This is a genomic window from Rhizobium johnstonii 3841 (assembly GCF_000009265.1).
Taxonomy (GTDB): domain Bacteria; phylum Pseudomonadota; class Alphaproteobacteria; order Rhizobiales; family Rhizobiaceae; genus Rhizobium; species Rhizobium acaciae.
Genome location: NC_008380.1, coordinates 1,666,569 through 1,685,735, shown reverse-complemented (window position 1 = coordinate 1,685,735; position 19,167 = coordinate 1,666,569). Strand labels below are relative to the sequence as shown.

Sequence of the window (19,167 nt, the reverse complement as noted above, 5' to 3'; positions counted from 1 at the left end):
AAGAGTCGGGCGCGGAATTTACTGCATCTAAGTTTTACAATGCCCCTTGCGCGTCTGAAAAGACGCGCGGCGCTGTCGTGCCTCAGCCAGCGAATTTGCCGCTGCGCGGGAAGCCCTTCGGCACGGTGCGACCGGCAGTGGCGCGATCGGCCAGCCACTCGACGAGTTCGTCCTTGCTCTTCGTGAAGGTGCGGCCGGCGCTGTCTTCCCAGACGAGGCCATCTGATATCGCGAAGCAGCGGACGTCGGAAATGCCGCCATCCTTGTAACGCTGGAGACGCACGCCCTTGCCGCGCGACATTTCCGGCACCTGCGCCAGCGGGAAGACCAGCAGCTTGCGGTTTTCGCCGACGACGGCGACATGGTCGCCGCTGACGGGCACGAGCAGCTGCGTTTCCTCGGGCAGCCCGACATTCATGATCTGCTTGCCCTTGCGGGTATTGGCAACCAGCTCGGCCTCCGGAACGACGAAGCCGTTGCCGGCGGTCGAGACGATCAGCTGCTTGCGCGAGGGATCATGGACGAAAGCGGTCAGCACCGCCTGGTCGTTATCCATATCGACGATGATGCGCAGCGGCTCGCCGTGGCCGCGACCGCCCGGCAGCTTGTCACCGCCAAGCGTGAAGGCCTTGCCGCCTGTGGTGACGATCAAGATCTTGTCCGTGGTCTGCGCCGGGAAGGCGATCTTCAAGCCGTCGCCTTCCTTGAAGGTCAGCGCCGCCGTATCGGCGATGTGGCCCTTCAGCGCGCGGATCCAGCCCTTTTCGGAAATGACGACGGTGATCGGTTCCTTCTCGATCATCGCCTGCTGGATTGCTTCCTCGTCGGTCTCGGGCGCGTCGGCGAACTGGGTGCGGCGGCGGCCGACCTCGGTCGCCTTGGCGAATTTCTTCTTCACTTCGCCGATTTCCCAGGCGACCGTCTGCCACTGCTTGTCGTCGGAGGAAAGCAACGCCTCGATCTCGCCCTTCTCCTTGGTGAGTTCGTCGAATTCCTTGCGGATCTCGAACTCTTCCAGCTTGCGCAAGGCGCGCAACCGCATATTGAGGATCGCCTCGACCTGATTGTCGGTGAGATCCCAGCGCGCCATCATCACCGGCTTCGGCTCGTCCTCCTCGCGGATGATGCGGATGACCTCGTCGATGTTGAGGTAGGCGACCAGCAGGCCGCTGAGGATTTCGAGGCGCCTGTCGATCGCCGCCAGACGGAAGCGCGAACGGCGCTGCAGAACTTCGCGCCGGTGGTCCAGCCACTCCTTCAACACCTCGTTCAGCGCCATGACCCGCGGGATGCGGCCCATGGAGAGCACGTTCATGTTGAGCGGGAAGCGGCTTTCGAGCTCCGTCAGCTTGAACATCGATTCCATCAGGATCGTCGGATCGACGCTGCGGGTCTTCGGCACCAGCACGACACGAATGTCTTCGGCCGATTCGTCGCGGATATCTTCCAGCAGCGGCAGCTTGCGGGCGATCAGCAGCTCGGCGATTTTCTCGATCAGCCGCGATTTCTGCACCTGGAAGGGAATTTCGGTGATGACGATCTGGTAACCGCCGCGGCCGAGATCTTCCGTCTGCCATTTCGCCCGCACGCGGAAACCGCCGCGGCCGGTGCGGTAGCTCTCGATGATGCTTTCGCGGTTGTCGATAATAATGCCGCCGGTGGGGAAATCCGGGCCGGGAATGAATTCGACGAGCTTTTCGACGGTCGCGTCGGGATGCTTGATCAGATGCAGGGCGGCGTCGCAAAGCTCGTGGGCATTGTGCGACGGGATCGAGGTCGCCATGCCGACGGCGATGCCGGAGGAGCCGTTGGCGAGCAGGTTCGGGAAGGCGCCGGGAAGGACGACCGGCTCGGAATTCGATTCGTCGTAAGTGTCGCGGAAATCGACGGCATCCTGATCGATGCCTTCGAGCAGCAGTTCGGAGACGGCCGTCATCTTCGATTCGGTGTAACGCATGGCGGCGGGGCTATCGCCGTCGATATTGCCGAAATTGCCCTGGCCGTTGACCAGCGTGTAGCGCTGCGAGAAATCCTGGGCGAGACGGGCAAGCGCGTCGTAAATCGATTGGTCGCCGTGCGGATGGTAGTTACCCATCACCTCGCCGACGATCTTGGCGCATTTCCTGAAGGCCGAGTTCGGCCTCAGCCCCATCTCGTTCATCGCGTAGACAATGCGGCGATGGACAGGCTTCAGCCCGTCGCGCACGTCAGGCAGGGCGCGGTGCATGATGGTCGACAACGCGTAGGCAAGGTAACGCTGCTCGAGCGCCGCCTTGAGGTCGACCGGCTGGATGTGATCATCGTCTCCGCCTGAAGGCGGCAAAATCTCTTGTCCCATAGGTTCTGACTAGCTCAGAAGAGGCCGGCGGGCAAGGAATCGGGGCCATTGCAGCTGTGGATGAAGTCTTCGGACCGACATCAAAGGATGAGACAAACGCTCCGCCGCAATTTGGACTTCGTTTGCCGTTCCTCTCAACAAAAATTTAGCGGTCGGCAAATATAAAGCAGGCCCAATCCGTAGTAGCGTCACTGCAGATTTCCAACCGCCACCACGCCACCAGAGGAATCACCCCATGAACTTTTACCGGACAACGCGGCTGATGCTATCGAGCGCAGCCTTTTTATCGCTTGCCGGCTCGGCTTTCGCTCTCGACGGCGCCGATCTGCTGAAGAAGCTCAATGCCGCCTATGCCGCACAAGGCGGAACGATTTCGGCTGACAGCGTCGATATCGACGGCACGACCGCGACGCTGAAGAATGTCAGCGTCAAATCTGCCGGCGGCGAAAGCCTGGCCGTTGGCGAAGTCACCCTTTCCGGCGTCGAAGAAGACGAGGATGGCGGCTATTACATCGAAGAGGCCGCCTTCCCCGATATCAACACCACGAAAGACGGCGTCACAGTCACGGCGCAGGAGCTGACGCTCGGCGGCATCTCGATCCCGGCAACGCCGGGCGGCGACACGCTCGATACCATGATGCTGTACGAAACCGCCCATACCGGCCCGCTGAAGGTGGTCAAGGATGGGGCGGAATTGTTCTCGGTGCTTGAAAGCAACGTCAACCTGACGCTGCGCGAAGACGAATCCGGCTTCGATTTCGACGGCGCCTTCAAAAGCATGAAGGCCGATCTCAGCAAGGCTGAGGATCCGCAGAGCAAGGACGCGATCGAGAAGCTAGCCCTGCAGCACATCCAGGGCGACATCACCATGAAGGGCGCCTGGGAACTTGCCCCCGGCACGATCGACATTTCGGAATTCGCCTTCGACTTCACCAACATCGGCAAGCTGAACCTTGGCTTCAAGATCTCGGGCTACACGATGCCCTTCGTGAAGTCGCTGCAGGATGCGATGAAGCAATCCGAAGCCAACCCGAACAAGGAAGAATCGCAGCAGGCGCTCGGTCTTGCCATGCTTGGCCTGATGCAGCAGCTGTCCTTCGAGGCCGCGCAGGTGCGCTTCGAAGATGCCTCGATCACCAAGCGCGCGCTCGATTATGCCGGCGCGCAACAGAACATATCCGGCAAGCAGATGGCGGATTCGCTGAAGGCGATGACGCCGATCATGCTGGCACAGCTCAATATTCCGGAACTGCAGAACGCCGTTTCGGCTGCCGTCAACACCTTCCTCGACGATCCGAAGAGCCTGACCGTCAAGGCCGCTCCTGAAAAGCCGGTTCCGTTCCCAACAATCGTGGGCGCCGCCATGGGCGCTCCGAACACGCTTCCGCAAGTGCTTGGCGTCAAGGTTACCGCCAACGACTGATCGCTTCGATCTCGCGACGAAAAGGCCCGGCAGTAGTGAACTGCCCCAAAGGTTGACGTCCAACTTTCGGGGGCAGTTCACGGACTGCCGGGCCTTTTCGTTTTCAGGCGCGATGACGGGCGACCTCGACGATGGCGAGGACTGCGATATCAAGCAATTCCTCCATCGATGCGCCGTCCCTCGCCTGCACCGACATGCCCTGGATGATGGCACCGAGGAACCGTGCCAGCGCGCGCGGGTTCGTCTCTGGCTTCATATCGCCCTCGCGGATGCCACGCTCGATCCTCGCGGTGAAAGCGTCCAGCGACCGACGGCGCATCGCTGCAACATGGTCGGCGATCACGGCGTTCTCACTGGCGCAGTTCAGCACAGCCGTCGAGATCATGCAGCCTTTCGGATGCTCCGGCGCCGAGAAAATCGCCGCCGAGCCCCGCAATATGCGCTCGAAGGCGGAGACGGTGTCGATCGGTTCGCCGAGTGCGGAAAACGTGTCGGAGCCCAGCCCTCGGTATTGCTCCAGCGCGGCGCGATAGAGATCGGCCTTCGAGTTGAAGGCGGCATAGAGGCTTTGCGGCGTGATGCCCATGGCGGCGGTGAGATCGGCGATCGAGGCGCCCTCATATCCATGCGCCCAGAAGGTTTCGCGGGCAGCCGAGAGAACGGTCTCGCGGTCGAAGGCCGGCGGACGGCCGCGGCGGCGGGCGGTAGAATTTTCCACGTCTCGTCTATTTTTCACAATGATCACTCTAGAAATTCGAAACGACCTTCTATATTCAGGAACGGTCATTGTGATTATAGAAGGTTTAATCTGATGAGTCTTCCCCTCGAAACGGCAGACGCCGACAGGAATTCATCGCTTGCAGCAGCAGTCGATGCGGCCATCACAAGCGCTCTCGACGACAATCGGCTTGTGGGAACGGTGGTGCTTATCGCCCGCGACGGAGAGATCGTCCATCGCCGCGCCGCCGGCCTCGCCGACCGCGAAAACGGTCTGCCGATGCGCGAGGACACCATTTTCAGGCTTGCCTCCATCACCAAGCCAATCGTCACCATCGCTGCGATGCGGCTCGTCGAGCAGGGAAGAATCGGACTCGACGACCCGGTGACGAGGTGGCTGCCGGACTTTCAACCGAGGCTGCCTGACGGCAGCGAAGCGATCATTCGCATCCGCCACCTGCTGACCCATACGTCCGGCCTCAGCTACAGCTTCTTCGAAGGGGACGATGCCTATACCCGCGCCGGCGTTTCCGACGGCCTCGACGAACCGGGACTGCCGCTGGCCGAGAACCTGCGGCGGATCGCCAGCGCGCCACTGCGCTTCGCGCCGGGCAGCGACTGGCAATATTCCGTCGCCATGGATGTTCTGGGCGGCGTCATCGAGGCGGAAACCAGCGTGCCGCTGGGCGAGGCCGTTGCTGAACTGGTGACGAAACCGCTTGGCCTTGCCGATACCGCGTTTTCGGTTCGCGACCGCAGCCGGCTGGCAGCGGCCTATATGGACGCTTCACCCGATCCGGCGCTGATGGGCGAGACTGCGCTGGTGATGTCGCTGATGGGTCCCATCCGCTTCGCGCCGAACCGCATCTTCCACCCGGCCTCCTATCATTCGGGCGGCGCCGGCATGGCGGGAACGGCGGGTGATATCCTGGCCATACTCGACACCATCCGTAGGGGCGGCGCACCGCTGCTCTCGACCGAAACCGTAGGGATGATGACGACGGACCAGGCAGACGGCCAGCGCCAGCAGCACGAGCCCGGCTCCGGCTTTGGCTTCGGCTGGTCTGTTATCACCAATCCGGCCGAGGCAGGCGTCCCCTTCCCCAAGGGCACGCTGAAGTGGGGCGGCGTCTACGGCCATAGCTGGTTCATCGATCCGGTCAACGGGTTGACCGTCGTTGCGCTGACCAACACGACGCTGGAGGGCATGTGGGGCAAGTTCACAGTCGATCTTCGCGAGGCGATCTACGCGGCATTGTGAGCGACCGAACCAACAGAAAAGCCCGGCAATTACCGGGCTTTTGCATTTGGGATCAGACGATCTCAGTCTTTCTTGACCGGCGGGATCGGCCGGATCGAGAGTTCGCGCAACTGTGTCGGCGCTGCCGGGCTCGGGGCGCCCATCAACAGGTCCTGGGCCTGCTGGTTCATCGGGAACAGCGAGATTTCGCGCAGGTTCTTCGCGCCGACGAGCAGCATGACGATACGGTCGATACCGAAGGCGGCGCCGCCATGCGGGGGGGCGCCGTACTGGAAGGCGCGGTAGAGGCCGCCGAAACGGTCCTCGACATCCTGCTGGCTGAGGCCGACCTTCTCGAAGGCGGCGACCATGGTTTCCGGCGACTGGTTACGGATCGAGCCCGAGGCGATTTCGAAACCGTTGCAGACGGCGTCATACTGGAACGCCTTGATCGTCAGCGGATCCTGGTTCTGAAGCGCATCGAGGCCGCCCTGCGGCATCGAGAACGGGTTGTGGGCGAAATCGACCTTCTTGTCTTCCTCGCTCCATTCGAAGAACGGGAAGTCGACGATCCAGCAGAGTTCGAAACGGTCGCGATCGACAAGGTTCAGCTCTTCGCCGGCCTTGGTGCGGGCTTCACCGGCAAACTTGTAGAACTTCGCCGGATCGCCCGCAACGAAGAAGCAGGCGTCACCGTCATCGAGGCCGAGCTGGGTACGGATCGCGTCGGTGCGCTCCTCGCCGATGTTCTTTGCAAGCGGGCCGGCGCCCTCGAGCTTGTCACCTTCCTTGCGCCAGAAGATGTAGCCGAGGCCAGGCTGACCGGTCGACTGCGCCCAGGCATTCATGCGATCGCAGAACGCTCTTGAACCGCCGGTCTTGGCCGGAATAGCCCAGATCTCGACCTTCGGGTTGGAGGCGATCATGCCCGCGAAAACCTTGAAGCCCGAGCCGGCAAAATGCTCGGTCACGGCCTGCATGACGATCGGGTTGCGCAGATCGGGCTTGTCGGAGCCATATTTGCGGATCGCTTCGTCATAGGGGATGCGCGGCCATTCCTTAGTGACCGGCTTGCCTTCGGCGAATTCCTCGAAGATCGAGGTCATCAGCGGGCCCATCGTGTTCCAGACGTCTTCCTGGGTGACGAAGCTCATTTCGAGGTCGAGCTGGTAAAATTCGCCCGGCAGGCGATCGGCGCGCGGGTCTTCGTCGCGGAAGCACGGCGCGATCTGGAAGTAGCGGTCGAAGCCGGCAACCATCAGCAACTGCTTGTACTGCTGCGGCGCCTGCGGCAGCGCATAGAAAGTGCCGGGATGGATGCGCGACGGCACGAGGAAGTCGCGCGCGCCTTCCGGCGAGGAGGCCGTCAGGATCGGCGTCGTGTACTCCGTAAAGCCGACATTGCCCATTTCGCGGCGCATGGCCGAGATGACCTGGGTGCGCTTGACGATGTTCCGGTGCAGCGTTTCGCGGCGAAGATCGAGGAAGCGATACTTCAGGCGGACGTCTTCGGGATAGTCCGGCTCGCCGAAGACCGGCAGCGGCAATTCCTTGGCGGCGGAGAGGACTTCGATCTCCTGTGCGTAGAGCTCGATTTCGCCTGTTGCCATGGTCTTGTTGACGGTGTCTTCGGTGCGGGCCTTGACGAGGCCGTCGATACGGATGACCCACTCGCCGCGCACGGTTTCCGCCATCTGGAAGGCCGGGCTGTCGGGATCGGCAACGACCTGGGTGATGCCGTAGTGGTCGCGAAGATCGATGAAGAGAACGCCGCCATGGTCGCGAACGCGGTGAACCCAGCCGGAGATACGGACGGTCGAGCCGACATCCGACTTGCGGAGGGCGGCGCATGTGTGGCTGCGATAGCGATGCATGATCTCAAATCCTGGCATGTGGCTTAAGACGGCAGCAAGGGTTCCAAGACCCTCAAGCGCCGACAAGAAAATCGGGCGGAAAAGCGCATGGACGCTCCGATTTGTCAAGGCTTGGCGCGCGCGGCTCGGCGTTTGACACGCGTTTATGGCGAGGCTGCGACCGGTATGCTGCGGCAGTTTGGCTACGCTTCCTGTATTGATGAAGATGCCGGTCAACTTTAAAAGGATCGGCATTCTCACCGTGGAGCATCCGCATGCCTCTCCTTAGCCGACGCAACCTTCTTAAGGCATCCGCTGTTGCGGGTGCCTATGGCATCGGCATCGGCATTGCCGGTAAATTCGGGTTTGCCGAGGCTGCTCCCGAACCGCAGCTGCTGACGGCGGTGAAGACCGAAGCCATGCTGACCGAGGCGGGACCGACCAGGGATATCATGAGCTGGGGCCATGACGGCATGCCGCCGATTCTCAGGATGAGGAAGGGGCGACCCTATGCGGCGCGGCTGAAAAACGAGCTCGACGAGCCGACGACGATCCATTGGCACGGGCTTCGCATCGACAACAGCATGGACGGCGTGCCGTTCATGACGCAGCCCTACGTCTATACCGGTGACAGCTTCGACTATGCCTTCACACCGCCCGATGCCGGCACCTTCTGGTATCATCCGCATTGCAACACGCTGACGCAGATGGGGCACGGCATGACCGGCGTCATCGTCGTCGAAGATCCGGCCGATCCACAATTCGATGCCGAGGTGGTGTTGAACCTGCGCGACTGGCGGCTCGGCGGCAACGGACAATTCATCGCCCCCTTCCGGCCACGCGACGCTGCCAAGACCGGCACCTACGGCACTGTGCGCACCGCCAACTGGCATCAGGAGCCGCGATACGACGCGCCGGCCGGCGGGCTGGTTCGGCTGCGCATCGCCGTGACCGACGTGACGCGGATCTTCTCACTGAAGATGGAAGGCGCCGAGGCCATCGTCATCGCGATCGACGGCAATCCGGTGCCGAAGCGTTTTTCCCTCGACCTCCTGCAGATCGGACCGGGTCAACGGCTCGATCTTGCCGTGCGCATGCCGGATGGCGAAGGTGCGGTCGCGACGCTCGAGGATATCCGTGGCACGGCGCCGAAGACGATCGCCAGCCTGCGCGCGGTCGGATCATCGTTGAAGCGCGCCATCGGCGATCTTGGGCCGCTTGTCGACAATCCCGTCCCGAAGGCCGATCTAACCACTGCCGAGCAGATCCCGCTGGTGCTGAGCGCCACGGCCGAGAATGCTAGCGTCGAAAGCATCTGCGGCACGCTCGGCTACAGTTTCTGGGCCATCAACAAGGTGCCCTGGCCAGGCGACACGCCCGATCCGACGGCGCCGCTTGCGGAATTGAAACTCGGCAAGAGCTATGTCTTCAATCTGGAGAATACCACGCCGCATGCCCATCCGATCCATCTGCACGGGATGAGCTTCACGGCAATCTCCTCCTCGACGCGGGAGGTAATGCCGCTGGTCGCCGATACCTATCTCATCCAGCCGGACGAGAAGGTGCAGCTTGCCTTCGTCGCCGACAATCCCGGCGACTGGCTGCTGCATTGCCATATCATCGAACACCAGAAGACGGGGATGACGAGCTATCTCAGGGTCAGCTGAGACTGCCTGCACTTTCACCGCGATTGCCGCCGTGCATCGCGCCTTGCCTCAGTTTGGACGTGATTCTTAGCCAGCAATGCTCGAAGCGTATGCTGTTGTATTGACATATCGAACCGAAAGGAGAAGGAAGGTTTAACCGACCTTTTCCTTGCGAATGAAATGATATGATCCAAACCACCGCCGATTTGGCGGCCGCCTGCAAAGAGCTGGCCAAGTCCGACTTCATCACCATCGACACCGAATTCCTGCGCGAAACGACCTTCTGGCCGGAACTCTGCCTGATCCAGATGGCAAGCCCGACGACGGAAGTTCTCGTCGATCCGCTGGCCAAGGGCATCGATCTCGCCCCCTTCTTCGAGCTGATGGCCGATACGAAGGTGCTGAAGGTCTTTCACGCGGCGCGCCAGGACATCGAAATCATCTTCAATCGCGGCAATCTCATTCCGCATCCGATCTTCGACACGCAGGTCGCCGCCATGGTCTGCGGCTTCGGCGACAGCGTCTCCTATGACCAGTTGGTCAGCCGCATCAAGAACGTCCACATCGACAAGTCGTCGCGCTTCACCGACTGGAGCCGCCGGCCGCTGTCGGACAAGCAGCTGGATTATGCGCTGGCTGACGTCACCCACCTGCGCGACGTCTACCTGTCGCTGAAGGCGGAACTCGATCGCGAAGGCCGCAGCTCCTGGCTCTCCGAGGAAATGGACATTCTCGAGTCGCGCGAAACCTACGACATGCATCCAGACGATGCCTGGCAGCGGCTGAAGATGCGCCTGCGCAAGCCGCAGGAGCTGGCGATCCTGAAATATGTCGCCGCCTGGCGCGAACGCGAGGCGCGGGCCCGCAACGTGCCGCGTTCGCGGGTGCTGAAGGATGATGCGATCTACGAGATCGCCCAGCAGCAGCCCAAGGACACCGAGGCGCTCGGCCGTCTGCGCACCGTTCCGAAGGGTTGGGAGCGCTCGACTTCCGGCGCCGCTGTCATCGAAGCCGTCAACACCGCGCTTGCTCTACCGAAGGCCGATATGCCGCATGTGCCACGCCAAGCGCAGGCGCCCGAAGGGGCCGCTGCTGCCGTCGAATTGTTGAAGGTGCTGCTGAAGCTGATTTCGGAAAAACACGGCGTGGCGCCGAAGGTGATCGCCAATAGCGAAGATCTCGACAAGATCGCCGCCGAGGGCGAGAAGGCCGAAGTCGCTGCCCTGCACGGCTGGCGGCGCGATCTTTTCGGCGAGCCGGCACTGCAACTGATCCAGGGCGCGATCGCTCTGCGCTTCGTCGACCGAAAGGTCGAAACCGTCAGCCTCTGAGGCGGCTGCATCACGCCTTAAATCGGCATCGATTTGAGGATAGATTAGGCAGTCAATCAAAGTGCTGCAGCGCCGCGCGTCTGAAAAAGACGCGCGGCGCTGCAATTTCGAAATCGCTTGACGGTTTTTTCCCGCCTGAAACAATGGCAGAGGAAACATCACGGCGCAGAGGCGGCATGCGGGAAATATCTCCGACACAGAATTGGATCCTGATCACGATCGTTCTTGCGGCCAGCGGCGTCGTCTATGATCTGATGTTCTACTCCAATCAGACGCCGATCATCGGGGCGATCTTCGCGCTCTTCATCGGCATGCCGATCCTCGCCTTCGAGCGCAAGGTGCTGTTTCGGACGCTTTACAGGCGCATCCAGAAGCTGCCGACCTTCGCCTTCATCCTCACCGAACTGCTGATCTACGAAATCCTGATGAGCATCGGCTTTGCCTGCGCCGGCCTGCTGCTCTGGTCGCTCGGCATGGTGAAGCCGGTGTCGCTTCTCGACCTCGTCATCATGCCGTTCGAAGTCTTCGTCTATGCGCTGGCGGTCTGCACGATGCTGATCTTCGTCTTGCGTGTGCGAGAACTGCTTGGTCGTGAAGTTTTTCTCAGCATGCTCATCAGCCGCTACCGCAATCCGGTCAAGGAGGAGCGCGTCTTCCTGTTCATCGACCTCGTCGATTCGACGGCTTTTGCCGAAAAGCACGGCGACCTCAGGGCGCAACAGCTGCTGAGCTCGCTGTTTGCAACCTTCGCCGAGCCGGTCAGGCGCCACAAGGGCATGATCAACGACTATGTCGGCGATGCGGCGATCATCACCTGGCCACTTGCCCGCGGCGTCAAGAATGCGCGTTGTGTGCGCTGCATCTTCGATATCCTTGCCGACATCGACGCCAATGCCGCCGGCTGGCGGAAAAATTACGGGCAGGTGCCGAAGCTCCGTGCCGCCCTTCACGGCGGCGAGATCATCACCGCCGAAATCGGTGTCGATCATCATAAGATCAGCTATTTCGGCGATACGGTGAACACCACCGCCCGGTTGGAGACGCTCTGCCGCAGTCTGAACAGATCGATTCTGATTTCCAGCGAGCTTGCCCGGCGCATGAAATTTCCCGACGACATATCCTGCGAGGATCTCGGCACCCATGCCGTGAAGGGACGCGGCCAGGCGCTCGGCGTCATGGCGCTCTCCTCGCGCGCGGTCACCGTGCTGAACACGCAGGCGGTCATACTGCACGGCTGAGCAACGACTACACCGGACGTCACCAAAGCTTCACCCAACCGTCAATTCGCTGACACGGAAGCCCTGCTAAGCGGAAGGCCTTTGCAATCCGTTCCACGGGGATATTATGAAGAACGTCCTTTTTGCTTCCGTATCGCTTTTCATCCTGGTCACGGGCGCCGCTTCGGCCGACCAGCAGCAGTTCCCGGCCAAACTCGCGGGCCAGGCGATCCTGCCTGCCAACACCATGGTTCCGGCGCCGGCCGATGCCCCCGAATTCCTCAAGCATTCCGGCAAGTTTACGACGCCGGACCGCAAGCGCACCGAAGCGCTCGGCACCGTTCCCGGTAAGGACAGCGCCCGCATCACCGATCTGAAGCTTCCTTTCGACGGCCAGCCGATCCAGGGTTTCTCCGGCGTCAAGACGATGGCCGACGGCACCTTCTGGACCCTCTCCGACAACGGCTTCGGCTCGAAGTCCAACTCGTCGGACTCCATGCTCTTCCTGCACCAGATGAAGTTCGACTGGGCCGGCAACAAGGCTGAAGTCGTCAAGAACCTCTTCCTTTCCGATCCGAACAAGATCGCTCCGTTCCCGATCGTTCTCGAAGGCACCGATACGCGTTATCTCACCGGCGCCGACTTCGACATCGAATCGATCCAGCCGGTTGCCGATGGCTTCTGGATCGGCGACGAATTCGGTCCCTACATCCTGAAGTTCGACACATCAGGCCGCCTCACCGACGTCATCCCAACGACGCTCGACGGCAAGCCGGTGCTTTCGCCCGACAATCCGCTTATATCGGTTCCGGCCAACCCGGCTGCGAAGATGCCGGTCTTCAATCTGAAGCGCTCCGGCGGCTTCGAAGGCCTCGCCATGTCGAAGGACGGCGCCAAGCTCTACGGCCTGCTCGAAGGCGCCATCTACAAGGATGACGGCACGGTGGAAACCATCGACGGCCACACCGCCATCCGCGTCATCGAGTTCGATGTCGCTTCGAAGAAGTGGACCGGCCGCAGCTGGCTCTATCCATTCGAGGACAAGGGTGTGTCGATCGGCGACTTCAACATGCTCGACGACACGACCGCTCTCGTCATCGAGCGCGATAACGGCGCCGGCACGACGGACAAGGCCTGCGCCGACCCGAAGCAGCCGAAGCCGGATTGCTTCGAAGCTCCGGCCGTGCTGAAGCGCGTCTACAAGATCAAGTTCAACGATGCCAATGTCGGCATGGCCGTCCGCAAGATCGGCTATATCGATCTCCTGAACATCCAGGACCCCGACAACAAGAAGAAGGCCGGCAGCAAGGACGGCGTTTACGACATGCCCTTCGTGACGATCGAAAACGTCGATCGCGTCGACGCCACGCACATCATCATCGGCAACGACAACAATCTGCCCTTTTCGGCCGGCCGCGCCGTCGACAAGGCCGACAATAACGAGTTCAGTCTGGTTGAGGTTGGCGAGTTTTTGAACGCGAAGTAAGTTCGGAATTCTCGGGTTGAAATGCAGAGGGCGGCGCGAAGGCGGCGCCTTTTTCGTTGACGCTGTGCCGTGTGTGCCCCCTCTGCCCTGCCGGCCCCGGGGTCGAGCCACGCGTCTCGACCCGTCCTTCGGACACCCCACAGGTGGGGAGATTGGCTGGGCGCAGGGGCTTCCCGCATCTTGAACGTCAAGCCGAGCTGAATCGCTGCAGACCTATTCGAACCGAAACGCCAACCGCTTGTTCGTGAGCCTCGACAGCTGTTGCAAGCGGCCGTCCAGGCGTTCGCCGGCGAAATCGCGGTATTCGGGAGGCACGACGAATTCGAGGTCGAGGTCCGGGCTCGACGATTTGCGGAAGGTCAGGTTCTTGACGATGCCTGGCATCGAGGCCGAGAAGAGGTAGACGACGCGCAGCATGCCGCCGAGCACCTTGGCGCGCTCGATGAGCTGGGGCGTGGCGATCTGCGCCAGCGGACCGGTGGCGCCGTCGTCATGCAGGCCTTCGAAACGGTAATAGTTGGAAAGCGCGATGAAGGCGCGGCCGGGATGACTGATACCGACGAAGGAAGAGTGGGCAATGACGTTCAGCGCCTGCAGGCCGCGATAATCAGGATGGGCGCGCCAGCTGATATCGGCCAGCAGACAGGCGGCCTGGCGGTAGCGGCTTTCCTCGTCGGTTTCCTGGATGCCGAAGAGGGGCATCATGCGGCCGGTCCATTCCGCCAGCTCGCGGGCATGCTCCGGCGAACGGGCACGCAGGATCGCCAGTTCGCCAGCGGCGGCAAGCAGCGGATCCAGGCGGCGCTCGGACTCCGACAGCAGCGAATAAAGATATCCCTCGCGCACACCCTGCGCCGAGAAGGAAATCACCGACGGCTTCATCGCACTCAACACCTCCTTCATGGCAATAGCGCCGAAGGGCAGCAGTGAACGGCGGTGCTTGGAAACGGCCTGCAGCGCCGGCTCCCTGGAATCGCGCGCGGTCACCAACTGTTCGAGGAACAGCATCATCGCTTCGAGCGACACCTCATAGCCCTGCATCATGTGCAGCGGATAATGGGTGATTTCCATGTGCAGCTTGGCAATGTTTCGCCAGGTGCCGCCGACGGCGTAGAAGGTCCGCCCCTCGCCTTTCGACAACAGCTTTGCCGTCTTCAGCTGCTTGCGGGCAAAGGTCTGGGCCTTGGAAAGCGAGCCGCCGGCATATTCCGACAGGCGTAGGCCGCCGAGCGGCAGCGTGATGCCCTTGCCGACTTCCTTGCCTTTGATATCGATCAGCTCCAGCGAGCCGCCGCCGAGATCACCGGCAATGCCGTCAGGATTATAGAAACCGCTGATGACGCCGAGCGAGGCGAATTTCGCCTCTTCCTCGCCCGAGAGCACGCGGACCTTGCGGTTCAGGATGGTTTCTGCCTGATGGATGAAATCAGGACCGTTGCTCGCCTCGCGCGCGGCCGCCGTCGCCAGCACATACATGGTGGCAGCCCGCGCCTGGTCGGACAGAGCCTTGAAACGGTGCAGCGCCGCCAGAGCCCGGCTGACGCTGTCTTCATCCATCTTACCGGTAAGGGCTACGCCCTTGCCGAGGCCGCAGAGGACCTTTTCATTGAAGAGGACGGTCGGCGAACGGGACATGCCTTCGTAAACGACAAGACGAATCGAATTCGATCCAATATCGACGACGGAGACCGGGGCGATCCCCGGAAGGCGCCCCTGGGCTTCAGATTCAACCATTTAGGTCCAGTTTTACTTGTTGTTGCGGCCTTCGAGCAGGCCGGCGATCAGCTTCGGCGCACTGGACTTCAGAGCTTCACCACGGCCTGACAGGCTCGGATTGGTCATGAAATACTGCTGCGCATTGAACGGTTCTTCGCCCCTGCGCACTTCCATGCGACGCGACGTACCGTCGGGCAATATCTCGTAGCTTTGTTGATTGTCAATCACGTTGCCGAGCATAATCTGTGACAAGACCTGCTCGTGAACGGTGGGATTTGTCAGCGGAACCATGGTTTCGACGCGACGATCGAGGTTCCTCGGCATCATGTCGGCCGAGCCGATGTAAACCAGTGCCTTGTCGGACGGCAGGCCGTGGCCGTTGCCGAAGCAGAAGATGCGGCTGTGCTCGAGGAAGCGGCCGACGATCGACTTGACGCGGATCTTTTCCGAAAGGCCGGGCACCTGCGGACGCAGGCAGCAAATGCCGCGCACGACGAGATCGATCTCGACGCCGGCGTGGCTGGCGCGATAGAGCGCGTCGATGATATCGGGATCGACAAGCGAATTCATCTTCATCCAGATCGCCGCCGGTGCGCCGTTCCTGGCGTGCTGGACCTCTTCCTCGATGTGACGCAGGATGCGCGAGCGCATCGTATAGGGCGAGATCGCGAGCTGCATGCCCTGTTCCGGCTCGCCGTAACCGGTGATGAAGTTAAAGATGTTCGCCATGTCGTGGGCAATGACGGGATTGCAGGTGAAGTAGGAAAGGTCGGTGTAGATCTTCGCGGTGATCGGGTGATAGTTGCCGGTGCCGAGATGGCAATAGGTGCGCAGTTTGCCATCCTCGCGACGGACGACCAGCGACATCTTGGCGTGGGTCTTGAGCTCGATAAAGCCGAAGACGACCTGGACGCCGGCGCGTTCGAGGTCACGCGCCCAGCGGATGTTCGCCTCTTCGTCGAAGCGGGCCTTGAGCTCGACCAACGCCGTCACCGACTTGCCGGCTTCGGCGGCATCGATCAGCGCGCGAACGATCGGGCTGTCGTTGGAGGTGCGGTAAAGCGTCTGCTTTATCGCCAGGACGTCAGGATCGTGCGCAGCCTGGAGAAGAAACTGGACCACCACGTCGAAGGATTCGTAGGGGTGATGGACGACCATGTCCTTTTCGCGGATGGCGGCAAAGCAATCGCCGGCGTGTTCGCGGACGCGCTCGGGAAATCGCGCATTGTAGGGGGCAAAGCGCAGATCGTCGCGCGGCGCCTTGGTGATCTCCGACAGCGTGTTCAGCGCCAGAAGACCCGGCAGAACGGCGACGCGATTGTCGGGGATGCTCAGCGCCTGGACGACGAACTGGCGCAGCGACGCCGGCATTTCCGAATCGGTCTCGATGCGGATGACCTTGCCGCGGCGGCGGCGTTTCAGCGCCGTTTCGAAGAAGCGGACGAGATCCTCGGCCTCTTCCTCGACTTCGATATCGCTGTCGCGGATGACGCGGAACGTACCGGAGCCCTGCACCTCGTAACCCGGGTAGAGCCGATGGATGAAGATGTTGGCGACGTCTTCCAGCGTGATGTAGCGGATTGTGTTTCCATCATCCGGCAGGCGGACGAAGCGGTCGAGCGCCACCGGCAGGCGCAGCAGCGCCGTCATCGGCTCGCGGCCGTTCTTGCTGACGAGCTGCAGACCGATGGAGAAGCCGAGATTCGGAATGAAGGGGAACGGATGGGCGGGATCGATCGACAGCGGCGTCAGCACCGGGAAGATCGCCTGTTCGAACTCGGCGGCCAGCCACTGGCGGTCGCCCTCGCTCAGGGCGCCGGGGCGCACGATCAGGATGTCTTCCTTGGCGAGATATTGCTGCAGCACGGCGAGCGAGGCCTGTTGCTCCATCTGCAGATGGTCGATCTCCTGCAGGATCGAGTCGAGCTGCTCGGCCGGCGTCTTGCCGTCAGGGCTGCGGATGGCGATATTCTGGCGTACCTGGCCTTCGAGGCCGGCGACACGCACCATGAAGAACTCATCGAGGTTGGCGGCCGAGATCGACAGGAAGCGGACACGCTCGAGCAACGGATGCTCGGTATTCAAAGTTTCTTCCAGGACACGGCGGTTGAACTGCAGCCAGGAGAATTCTCTGTTAATGAAGCGCTCGGGGCTCTTGAGCAGCTCTTCCAGCGGGGGGGTGTTGTCGTTGATTTCCGGAGTGAGTTCCTGATGTTCTGCGACTGCGCTATCCATGGTCCGCTTACCCCGTTTTCAATCGCCAAAGGCAATTATATCAGTTTGACGACGGAACTGTGACAGTCAATCGGCCGGTTCCGAATTTCCCAATTCATTCAATACTTCGGCAGCAAGAGACCGGGTGATTTTCGTGCCCCGCGACAGGGCCAGCCGGTCAAGCCTTTCGACGATTGTCTGGGCCGCGTTCAGCGACCGCTCCATCCTGACAACGATATAGAGCACGAGCTTGTCATCTATATAAAGCTGCCGGTCGGCGAAGAGCTTGACGATCACCTGCGACAACAGCACCTCATCGGGTTCGCCGATCTCGACGACGGTTGCCGCTTTCAGGCGCGAGCGCAGATCGGGCAGCAAAACCGGCCACGACATCGGCCAGAGACGGCTGGTCATCAACAGGCTGGTGCCGTTTTCGCGAACGCTGTTGATGACGTGGAAGAGCGCATTGTCGTCGAAGCCGAGGCGGTCGGCGTCCTCAAACAGCACCGGTCCGGCGGCGGCGGCAACCGCGGCGTCCGAGCCAAGCTCGGGATGGATGTCGACGGCGCCGCTCAATTCCCGCCAGATGCGGGCCAGATGCGATTTTCCCGAGCCGACGGGGCCGGCGAGCACGACGACCGGCGATGGCCATGCCGGCCAGGCATCGACGATCGAAACGGCGGCGGCGAGACGCTCCGAGATCAGGAGGTCGTCGCGCCCGCTTGCGGCATCGTGCGAAAAGACCAGCGGCAGTTGCTCTCCGGCATTGCGCTTCGGATCAGCGTTTTTCACGTCATTCATTGGGAACTGATTTCGTCTTCCGGGCGTGGCCACTGGGCGACCCGCCAAAATAAAGATCGCTCTGAAGGTAGCGTGAAAGCGCGAAACGGACAAGGACGCCGACGGCCGCCGCCGCCGGCACGGCAACCAGAAGCCCGACGAAACCGAAGAGCGCGCCGAAGGCAAAGAGCGCAAACATCAGCCAGACCGGATGCAGGCCGACGCTGGAGCCGACGAGCTTAGGCTGCAGAATGTTGCCTTCCAGGAACTGACCGCTGAAGAAGACGACGAGCACCAGGCCGATCCACGGATAATCGGGCCAGAACTGCACAAGCGCCACGCCGACCGCCAGCACGAGGCCAACCATCGAGCCGACATAGGGAATGAAGCTGATCATGCCGGCGAAGAGGCCGATCAGCAGGCCGAAATTCAGCCCGACGAGAGAGAGGCCGGCGGCGTAATAGATGCCGAGGATGAGGCAGAGCGAGCCCTGGCCGCGGATGAAGCCGGCAATCGCCTGGTCGATCTCCTTGGCGATCTGGCGAACATCGCTGACATAATCGCGCGGGATCCATTGGTCGACCTTGGCAATCATACGGTCCCAATCGAGCAGGATGTAGAAGGCGACGACGGGGGTGACCACGAGCAGCGATATGACGTCGACGATCGCCTTTCCGGAATTCCAGATCTGCGCAAAGAGCCCAGTGAGGAAGCCCATGCCCTCCGACAGGATGCCAGAGAGATTGTCCTTGATCGTGCCCATCTGGTTCTCGACCCAGTCCGGCAGCAGCGAATTCTGCGCCTGCGTGATGAACTGCTGTAATTGGCTGATATAACCCGGCAGACGCTGAGCGAAATCGTTGAACTGGCTGATGAGCACCGGAATGAGGATCATCAGCGCCAGCGTGAAGACGATGACGAAGGCGACGAGAATACCGATGGTCGCCATCATGCGGCTCAGACCCAGGCGTTCCAGCCGGTCAGCCACCGGATCAAGGAAATAGGCAATCGCCATGCCGGCGATGAAGGGCAGCAGGATCGAGCTGAAGACATAAAGGAAGGCGATGAAAAAGACGAGCGCCGCCAGCCAGAAGAAGATCTGACGCTTGAGAATGTTCCCACTGACTTGCTGTGGCATTGCCTTCCCCGCTGATCGCTCGCCGCCGCCCGAACGCAGCATGCGATCCGAAGCGGCCATTCAGCACA

General features: G+C 61.5%; 14 protein-coding genes. 6 read left to right on the top strand and 8 right to left on the bottom strand.

Annotation, left to right across the window (positions count from 1 at the left end):
• Nucleotides 1–82: 82 nt before the first annotated feature.
• Nucleotides 83–2,338: a DNA topoisomerase IV subunit A gene (gene parC / locus RL_RS08335; protein WP_011651291.1), complete on the bottom strand. Its 2,256-nt coding sequence runs from the start codon at nt 2,336–2,338 to the stop codon at nt 83–85.
• A 235-nt stretch (nt 2,339–2,573) separates the two neighbouring features.
• On the opposite strand from parC, the gene RL_RS08330 reads away from it, so the two are divergent.
• Complete coding sequence (locus tag RL_RS08330) at nt 2,574–3,761, top strand: hypothetical protein (RefSeq protein WP_011651290.1); 1,188 nt, start codon at nt 2,574–2,576, stop codon at nt 3,759–3,761.
• 103 nt (nt 3,762–3,864) lie between these two features.
• On the opposite strand, the gene RL_RS08325 is transcribed toward RL_RS08330, so the two are convergent.
• Complete coding sequence (locus tag RL_RS08325; protein WP_011651289.1) at nt 3,865–4,506, bottom strand: TetR/AcrR family transcriptional regulator; 642 nt, start codon at nt 4,504–4,506, stop codon at nt 3,865–3,867.
• Between the two features lie 66 nt (nt 4,507–4,572).
• Between RL_RS08325 and RL_RS08320 the strand changes: the two genes are divergently transcribed.
• Nucleotides 4,573–5,739: a serine hydrolase domain-containing protein gene (locus RL_RS08320; RefSeq protein ID WP_011651288.1), complete on the top strand. Its 1,167-nt coding sequence runs from the start codon at nt 4,573–4,575 to the stop codon at nt 5,737–5,739.
• Nucleotides 5,740–5,801: 62 nt separating this feature from the next.
• Here RL_RS08320 and aspS read toward each other — a convergent pair whose 3' ends face one another.
• Nucleotides 5,802–7,592: an aspartate--tRNA ligase gene (gene aspS / locus RL_RS08315; protein ID WP_011651287.1), complete on the bottom strand. Its 1,791-nt coding sequence runs from the start codon at nt 7,590–7,592 to the stop codon at nt 5,802–5,804.
• A gap of 254 nt (nt 7,593–7,846) precedes the next feature.
• On the opposite strand from aspS, the gene RL_RS08310 reads away from it, so the two are divergent.
• Together RL_RS08310 and rnd are read left to right on the top strand one after the other, a co-directional pair.
• Nucleotides 7,847–9,238: a multicopper oxidase family protein gene (locus tag RL_RS08310; RefSeq protein ID WP_011651286.1), complete on the top strand. Its 1,392-nt coding sequence runs from the start codon at nt 7,847–7,849 to the stop codon at nt 9,236–9,238.
• A gap of 164 nt (nt 9,239–9,402) precedes the next feature.
• Nucleotides 9,403–10,548: a ribonuclease D gene (rnd, locus tag RL_RS08305; RefSeq protein WP_011651285.1), complete on the top strand. Its 1,146-nt coding sequence runs from the start codon at nt 9,403–9,405 to the stop codon at nt 10,546–10,548.
• 52 nt (nt 10,549–10,600) lie between these two features.
• Here the strand turns inward: rnd and RL_RS40990 are convergent, their stop codons facing one another.
• Nucleotides 10,601–10,726 carry a hypothetical protein gene (locus tag RL_RS40990; RefSeq protein ID WP_261315752.1) on the bottom strand — a complete coding sequence of 42 codons (126 nt, stop codon included), beginning with the start codon at nt 10,724–10,726 and terminating at the stop codon, nt 10,601–10,603.
• On the opposite strand from RL_RS40990, the gene RL_RS08300 reads away from it, so the two are divergent.
• Together RL_RS08300 and RL_RS08295 are read left to right on the top strand one after the other, a co-directional pair.
• Nucleotides 10,725–11,786 carry an adenylate/guanylate cyclase domain-containing protein gene (locus RL_RS08300; RefSeq protein WP_011651284.1) on the top strand — a complete coding sequence of 354 codons (1,062 nt, stop codon included), beginning with the start codon at nt 10,725–10,727 and terminating at the stop codon, nt 11,784–11,786. The genes RL_RS40990 and RL_RS08300 overlap by 2 nt on opposite strands.
• Nucleotides 11,787–11,892: 106 nt before the next feature.
• Nucleotides 11,893–13,251, top strand: a complete 1,359-nt coding sequence (locus RL_RS08295) for an esterase-like activity of phytase family protein (protein ID WP_011651283.1) — start codon at nt 11,893–11,895, stop codon at nt 13,249–13,251.
• 213 nt (nt 13,252–13,464) lie between these two features.
• Here the strand turns inward: RL_RS08295 and ppx are convergent, their stop codons facing one another.
• The 4 genes from ppx to RL_RS08275 all read right to left on the bottom strand — a co-directional run bounded on the left by ppx (nt 13,465) and on the right by RL_RS08275 (nt 19,099).
• A complete protein-coding gene (ppx, locus tag RL_RS08290; protein WP_011651282.1) occupies nt 13,465–14,985 on the bottom strand; it encodes an exopolyphosphatase in 1,521 nt (506 codons plus the stop codon).
• A gap of 12 nt (nt 14,986–14,997) precedes the next feature.
• A complete protein-coding gene (locus RL_RS08285; protein ID WP_011651281.1) occupies nt 14,998–17,202 on the bottom strand; it encodes an RNA degradosome polyphosphate kinase in 2,205 nt (734 codons plus the stop codon).
• A 66-nt stretch (nt 17,203–17,268) separates the two neighbouring features.
• Nucleotides 17,269–17,982 carry a DnaA regulatory inactivator HdaA gene (hdaA, locus tag RL_RS08280; RefSeq protein ID WP_011651280.1) on the bottom strand — a complete coding sequence of 238 codons (714 nt, stop codon included), beginning with the start codon at nt 17,980–17,982 and terminating at the stop codon, nt 17,269–17,271.
• Complete coding sequence (locus RL_RS08275; RefSeq protein WP_011651279.1) at nt 17,975–19,099, bottom strand: AI-2E family transporter; 1,125 nt, start codon at nt 19,097–19,099, stop codon at nt 17,975–17,977. Before RL_RS08275 ends, hdaA begins: the two co-directional genes overlap by 8 nt.
• Between the last annotated feature and the right edge of the window lie 68 nt (nt 19,100–19,167).

Bases quoted from the DNA above. Each gene is read 5' to 3' on its own strand.
- RL_RS08285 (WP_011651281.1), bottom strand. From the start codon at position 17,202: ATGGATAGCGCAGTCGCAGAACATCAGGAACTCACTCCGGAAATCAAC.
- RL_RS08275 (WP_011651279.1), bottom strand. From the start codon at position 19,099: ATGCCACAGCAAGTCAGTGGGAACATTCTCAAGCGTCAGATCTTCTTC.
- RL_RS08320 (WP_011651288.1), top strand. From the start codon at position 4,573: ATGAGTCTTCCCCTCGAAACGGCAGACGCCGACAGGAATTCATCGCTT.
- rnd (WP_011651285.1), top strand. From the start codon at position 9,403: ATGATCCAAACCACCGCCGATTTGGCGGCCGCCTGCAAAGAGCTGGCC.
- parC (WP_011651291.1), bottom strand. From the start codon at position 2,338: ATGGGACAAGAGATTTTGCCGCCTTCAGGCGGAGACGATGATCACATC.
- RL_RS40990 (WP_261315752.1), bottom strand. From the start codon at position 10,726: ATGCCGCCTCTGCGCCGTGATGTTTCCTCTGCCATTGTTTCAGGCGGG.
- aspS (WP_011651287.1), bottom strand. From the start codon at position 7,592: ATGCATCGCTATCGCAGCCACACATGCGCCGCCCTCCGCAAGTCGGAT.
- RL_RS08295 (WP_011651283.1), top strand. From the start codon at position 11,893: ATGAAGAACGTCCTTTTTGCTTCCGTATCGCTTTTCATCCTGGTCACG.
- ppx (WP_011651282.1), bottom strand. From the start codon at position 14,985: ATGGTTGAATCTGAAGCCCAGGGGCGCCTTCCGGGGATCGCCCCGGTC.
- hdaA (WP_011651280.1), bottom strand. From the start codon at position 17,982: ATGAATGACGTGAAAAACGCTGATCCGAAGCGCAATGCCGGAGAGCAA.
- RL_RS08300 (WP_011651284.1), top strand. From the start codon at position 10,725: ATGCGGGAAATATCTCCGACACAGAATTGGATCCTGATCACGATCGTT.
- RL_RS08330 (WP_011651290.1), top strand. From the start codon at position 2,574: ATGAACTTTTACCGGACAACGCGGCTGATGCTATCGAGCGCAGCCTTT.
- RL_RS08310 (WP_011651286.1), top strand. From the start codon at position 7,847: ATGCCTCTCCTTAGCCGACGCAACCTTCTTAAGGCATCCGCTGTTGCG.